The organism is uncultured Gemella sp. (assembly GCF_963525165.1).
Taxonomy (GTDB): domain Bacteria; phylum Bacillota; class Bacilli; order Staphylococcales; family Gemellaceae; genus Gemella.
The window spans coordinates 1-5,442 of record NZ_CAURJN010000058.1; the positions used below are offsets into that span (position 1 = coordinate 1).

Genomic DNA, 5,442 nt, shown 5'->3' on the forward strand with positions numbered 1-5,442 from the left:
CTGATTGAATATACTCATCATATCCATCATAAATATTAATTGTTTCCCACATTGGATCAACAACATCATAATAAGAGTTTTCATCTAAACTTTTAATATTTTCTATGGTAATCTTTACGTATGTTAATTTCTTTTCTGTTTCACCCATTTCAGTTGTCTCCTCTATATTTGAATACATTTCAACTTGTCTTCATTACTTAATTTTCTAAATTCTTCTTTCATTGGTTTCATATTTTAGCTCTCGTAATTAATAAACTTATGCAAGTTCTAAATCACAGATAACTCTTTTGGTATCCAGTTCGTCTATAGCAGTAATTTTTATATAATCAAATCCATTTCTCTTCACTTCTTCAAAAGAAATTTTTTCTCCGTTAATAGTTTCTGTAAAGTCATCTTCATCAAATTCAAAATCTTCTTTCTCTTCATCAAAATCAATGCTATAGGTAAAATCTATTTCAATTTTAGAGTTTGGAATTTCTAATTTAGAAAGTGAACGTTTTTTGATATCTTCTAAATTTATCTCATCACAGAACATAGGGTTGTATCCATATTTAGCTCCATCATAGAGCAAAATTTCTTTTCCTGTATGTATACATTTTGCTACTATCATGCAAGGATTGCTAATCTCATTTTTTTCATCATACATACCACAAATCATATGTTCTTCAAAAAGTGAACCATAAAAATAAATTTCATACAGTTCGTTGGTATCTCCACTTTCTAAGTTGTTGCAAATACTAATACTTGTAAATGTATCATCTATATTTATTATATTGTAATTTTCTTCTTTAATATAAGTTGGTACTCTCATTTTGTTTTCTCCCTTAATATTAGAATCGGCGTTTTCTACTATGTCAATACTATCCAATTATTACTTATTCATTTTTTTATAGTAACTGGGATAAAAAGGGGGTTCAAATAAACCATCATCAATCATTTTCTCAATCTTCTCCGGCAAATCAACTTTATATACTTTTTTATAAATAGCTGTGCTTAAACATTCAAATCCGCCTCCCGAAGAAGTATTACCTAAAAAATTTTAAATTGCTTCTATATCGGGATAATGATCAGGATTATGTAGATAACGCATATATTCCTCTAAAACTCGTCTAATGTATAGAAAGTCTTTCAGGTTCATTGTTATTTTTTCCTTATCAGAAATAGTATCTAATCCATATTCAACGATATCTTTTATATTTGTATATTTTATCATCTTTAAATTCAATACCTCTTTTTCTCCAAACAATTATCATTTCATTTATCATAATTGTTGCAGCACCAACTTCAAATTTTTACAACATTTCATTTAAATTTATGTCTCACACAGTCTACCATGAAGCAAGAAAACTCTGGATACAGCTTAAGCCTTACTTTTGGTTTGAAAGTTAGAGATTTTACACGAGAAATCATTTCTTCGTATTCTCTTTTATCTTTTTCCAATTCCTCAATATATTTCTTCTTCTCTTCCTCGCTCACATAGTCATCATCAACTATAGCTTCTTTAATAGCATCCATTAAATAGAGTCTATTTTTTTCTTCAAGGACAAAAAACTTTGCTTTTTCATCCTTTAACCATAAAGCATAATAGTAGTGTTCCCAGTCAGCTAGATAGTATTGACAAATAACTTCATCGCTATAGTAATGTAAGAATTTGTCGAATTCTTCAAGTACATAATAGGCATCAAAAATTTGCTCCGCAGAAATATCATCTGTTTTCAAATTGTGATTTTCATCTTCTCCTGCCTTTACTTTTTCTAACCAAGATATTGCTTTATCTTTATTACCAAGATATACTTCGCAGTATGCAATGCTAAGCAATAGACTCATTCTATCAGGATATTTTTTTAATAATTCTAAAAATATTGCTTTAGCTTTCTCATATTCTTTGAGTTCATATAAAGAGACTGCATGATTGAAGGAATATTCGTAACTATCATCAATACTTTTAGCTTTTTCAAAATATTTTCGACTCAATATAAGCCATTCTTTATTTTCATTAGACTGGTACATACTAAAGTAATAAAGCCCCAACCCTGTATATGTTTCGACAAAAGGAGAATCTAAATTCTTTGCTTTTAGTAAATATTCTAATGTTTCTTCAGTATAATCATGGTTAAATGCAATATTGGTGTAAACTCTTGCTTTTTGAGCATTATCTAAATAACTTTCAAATTTATCAAGAAAAGAATTTAAATATCTTATATACTCACCGCGTCTAAGCTCTAACGTTAAAGAAGCAAGCGTACATACTATATCAATATCTGAAGGATATTCTTTTTGTTTGGATAACAAGTAGCTTTCCATTTTTTTAAGGTATTCTGTTGATCTTTCATAGTCCTTTAAAAATGTCTCTTTATATCTATCCTCATATTCTTTTTTCTGCTTGTCCCAATATGCCTTTATTTCATTTATCAAAATCTGTACTCCTCATTAGTTAAAATTTAACAGACACTATTTCCACTTTTTATCCTATCCCCCAGAAAATTTATATCTAGATTGAGACTTTGATAACTTAAGCAGCATACAACTTCAACTACTTTTAGGCAATTTCCAACAGGTGATTTTCCTTTCCGGGCTGCTGGTAGAACTCAATGAAATCAAACGTATATATTAACTGTTGCATCATATAATTCTTATATAGTTGATTATCATCCATCTTTTTCTTGATATATCCTAGACTCTCAAAATTTTCTACATTTTATCTACTTCATAGGGGCAACTCTTGACATCAATACGACACACTCCACATGAAATTTTTAAGTTAATCCTAAAAAAATGATACTTCTTTAAAATTCATTGGTTTTATAGCTTTTATTATACAATTGTAGTTTCAATTATTTCACTTTTGATTAGTCAATTATTATATCATCTGAGCAATTTCATTAGATATTTCTTCAAATTTTTCTTTATAATTAACATCACCTATATTATTCTTGTTAAAATGATTTTCTAGCATCTTATCAATTTCTTTGCACTTAATTTCATCTTTGAAGTTATACTCTCTAACCATAATTTGTTGTTCATCCAAAAAACCTATTATTTTCAAAGGATTAATATTGATAATTTGTTGTAATCCAATATCTTTTGTTCCTATATAATGAAAAATAACTTTATCTTTTCTTAAGTCATTGATTATCTGATCTTCAACAAGTCTAATATGTAAAATATCCCATGCAGTATTTTTTATGTTATCCAGAGTTTTCATACTAATACCTTGTAATTTTGCAAATGCTCTCCCTACACTTTGATCATCATATAAATATTTATATAGTATATACAGTTCGAACTCCATATAGACGTTTAATTCATTCAGCGAATAATGTAATAGTTCAACGAATTTTCTCTTTGTATCCAACTTTTGTGTTTTTAATATGAAAGCTTTACTTAGAATACAAGCAACAACATAAAACTTATCAAATTTTTCACCCATATTTACAGATAAGTCTAACATATCTTTTGCCCATTTATATTTAGATTCTGAAAGTATAGTATTGTCTTCCAAAGAATTCTTTGTGATATTATCTAATGATTCATATTTCACAAATGCCAAAACATAATCCGACCAAACTTTTAGATTTATTGGTTTGCTAATTCTTTCAAGCAAAGAAATAGACATATTTAGATTATACTTTGATTCTTTAATATATTTTAAGTACGCTATAAAATCCTGTTCATCTTCTACCTTTCGATTTCTTACTATATTTTTTAAATATGTCAAAATATTTAAATCTAAGTTTATAGTTTTTCCTATCTCTAATACTCTATTTTCTTTTGAATTATATTTATTATCAAAAACATATGATTTTTCATAATCTGATATTCCTAGAATACTATAACCATTTAAAATATTATTTTTAAATGATTCAAGTCTAGGATTTATCCCTAGATTAAAATAAATTAATTTAGCTTCTTTATACATTTTTGATCTTGAGTCAAATATATCACAAATCTTACATGGGTCTGTCTCATTATATAAATCCGAAATAAGTACCCTATCACTTTTCTGTATTTGCATTTACTTTCTCCTTTTTTGACGATTTGTTACTAAGCTACTTTCTTCTTTTCACACTATACTTTTTACTCTTTCTTCGAGTTTTTTCATCTTATTCAATTTCAACATTGCTACGAAGTTCCACCTCAAGTTAAACTACTTCAAATTACTCTTCGAATATTATCCCTTTTTGATGGTTCTTATTCAAATAACGATTCTCTGTTCCGCTTAAATCCACAATTGCCATATCACCTGTATATCTTTCTCGTGTGAGTGTAGATTTGATTGCTCTTTTACTTCATCATTCTTTACCTTTCGATGTCTTTATTTTCTTTTCTGCCAGTTTATCTATGATTCCACGAATTCTAAATCCTTCAAGATACCAGTCGTAAATTATTCTAACAACTCTTGCTTCTTCTTCATCAATAATAAGCATTTCATTCTTATATCTATAACAGATTCTATTATACAGCCCTGATGTTCCATATTCGTATCTGTATTTCAAGCCTAAGCGTATGTTCTCACTTCTCCAGTCATTTTCTGCTTGATTACATGCCTCAATTAAGCTAATCAGGAGTTCATCTTTAACAATATCTGTATCTATCTTATCTTTCTAAAAAATAATTCTTTTCTCTGCTACGCTTATTCTTCTAATAGCTCTGTGCTTTCTTTAGCATCACGTCCAAAATGTCTTAGACTTTTAGTTAGAATAATGTCTAAATTTCCTTTTTCACACTCAAGTACCATAATATTAAATTCTTATATTATCGAGTTTGTCTTACCAGATGCCACATCGATAAAAACATCAGCAACAAACAATGTTCTATGTTCAACCGCTAGTCTCGTCAATCCCGATACTTGTACCGATAAACTATCCATTTGAGCTTTTATGACTTGTACTTAAACGAGTATATATTCCAAATGCATAATCTTTTATAACTCTCTGATTCTGTATAACAGTTACATTTTCAACCGAATTTTTTCTAACCCGAATTCTTTTTCTAATTCGTTCCATAAGTTTTCTTCTAATAAGCAAAAAGCAAGCGTGTCATTCCCTAAACTCTCCATACAAAAACGAATTTCATATATAGGCTTAATATACTAATTTAGATATTTGATAGTATTATCTCGATCCATCTTCTCTTCATAAGGGATAATATCTTCATCATTTTCTCTCCAATCAATCCAAATAATTGCATCGGATTCAATGAAATCATCCACATTTTCAGAGTTTTCTATATTTTTTTTATAAAGCTATATATCTTTTGCATAATTTTCAACTTTTCATTATCTATACCCAAAAATAATAAAACATTTTTCAACATCATCATATTCATAAGGAATACTAAATCTATTAAGTATACACTCTATTTCAGATTTTTTATCAGTAACACAAATCTTTGGCTCAATTAAACGTCCTTGACCAATAACTTTCTCAAATTTACTTCTAA

6 protein-coding genes are annotated in these 5,442 nt (G+C 28.1%); all 6 read right to left on the reverse strand.

The window, feature by feature from the left end:
- Positions 1–256: 256 nt before the first annotated feature.
- The 6 genes from RWQ74_RS08510 to RWQ74_RS08535 all read right to left on the reverse strand — a co-directional run bounded on the left by RWQ74_RS08510 (position 257) and on the right by RWQ74_RS08535 (position 5,006).
- A complete protein-coding gene (locus tag RWQ74_RS08510) occupies positions 257–811 on the reverse strand; it encodes a hypothetical protein (RefSeq protein WP_314397869.1) in 555 nt (184 codons plus the stop codon).
- A 228-nt stretch (positions 812–1,039) separates the two neighbouring features.
- Positions 1,040–1,213, reverse strand: coding sequence for a hypothetical protein (locus tag RWQ74_RS08515; protein WP_314397870.1), 174 nt, complete (start codon positions 1,211–1,213; stop codon positions 1,040–1,042).
- An 89-nt stretch (positions 1,214–1,302) separates the two neighbouring features.
- Positions 1,303–2,415: a tetratricopeptide repeat protein gene (locus RWQ74_RS08520; protein ID WP_314397871.1), complete on the reverse strand. Its 1,113-nt coding sequence runs from the start codon at positions 2,413–2,415 to the stop codon at positions 1,303–1,305.
- Between the two features lie 445 nt (positions 2,416–2,860).
- Entirely contained in the window at positions 2,861–4,015 is a 1,155-nt protein-coding gene (locus RWQ74_RS08525) for a hypothetical protein (protein ID WP_314397873.1), read from the reverse strand.
- 277 nt (positions 4,016–4,292) lie between these two features.
- Positions 4,293–4,496, reverse strand: coding sequence for a recombinase family protein (locus tag RWQ74_RS08530; protein ID WP_314397874.1), 204 nt, complete (start codon positions 4,494–4,496; stop codon positions 4,293–4,295).
- A gap of 366 nt (positions 4,497–4,862) precedes the next feature.
- A complete protein-coding gene (locus RWQ74_RS08535; protein ID WP_314397875.1) occupies positions 4,863–5,006 on the reverse strand; it encodes a hypothetical protein in 144 nt (47 codons plus the stop codon).
- Positions 5,007–5,442: the final 436 nt, after the last annotated feature.

Bases quoted from the DNA above. Each gene is read 5' to 3' on its own strand.
- RWQ74_RS08510 (WP_314397869.1), bottom strand. From the start codon at position 811: ATGAGAGTACCAACTTATATTAAAGAAGAAAATTACAATATAATAAAT.
- RWQ74_RS08515 (WP_314397870.1), bottom strand. From the start codon at position 1,213: ATGATAAAATATACAAATATAAAAGATATCGTTGAATATGGATTAGAT.
- RWQ74_RS08525 (WP_314397873.1), bottom strand. From the start codon at position 4,015: ATGCAAATACAGAAAAGTGATAGGGTACTTATTTCGGATTTATATAAT.
- RWQ74_RS08535 (WP_314397875.1), bottom strand. From the start codon at position 5,006: ATGGAACGAATTAGAAAAAGAATTCGGGTTAGAAAAAATTCGGTTGAA.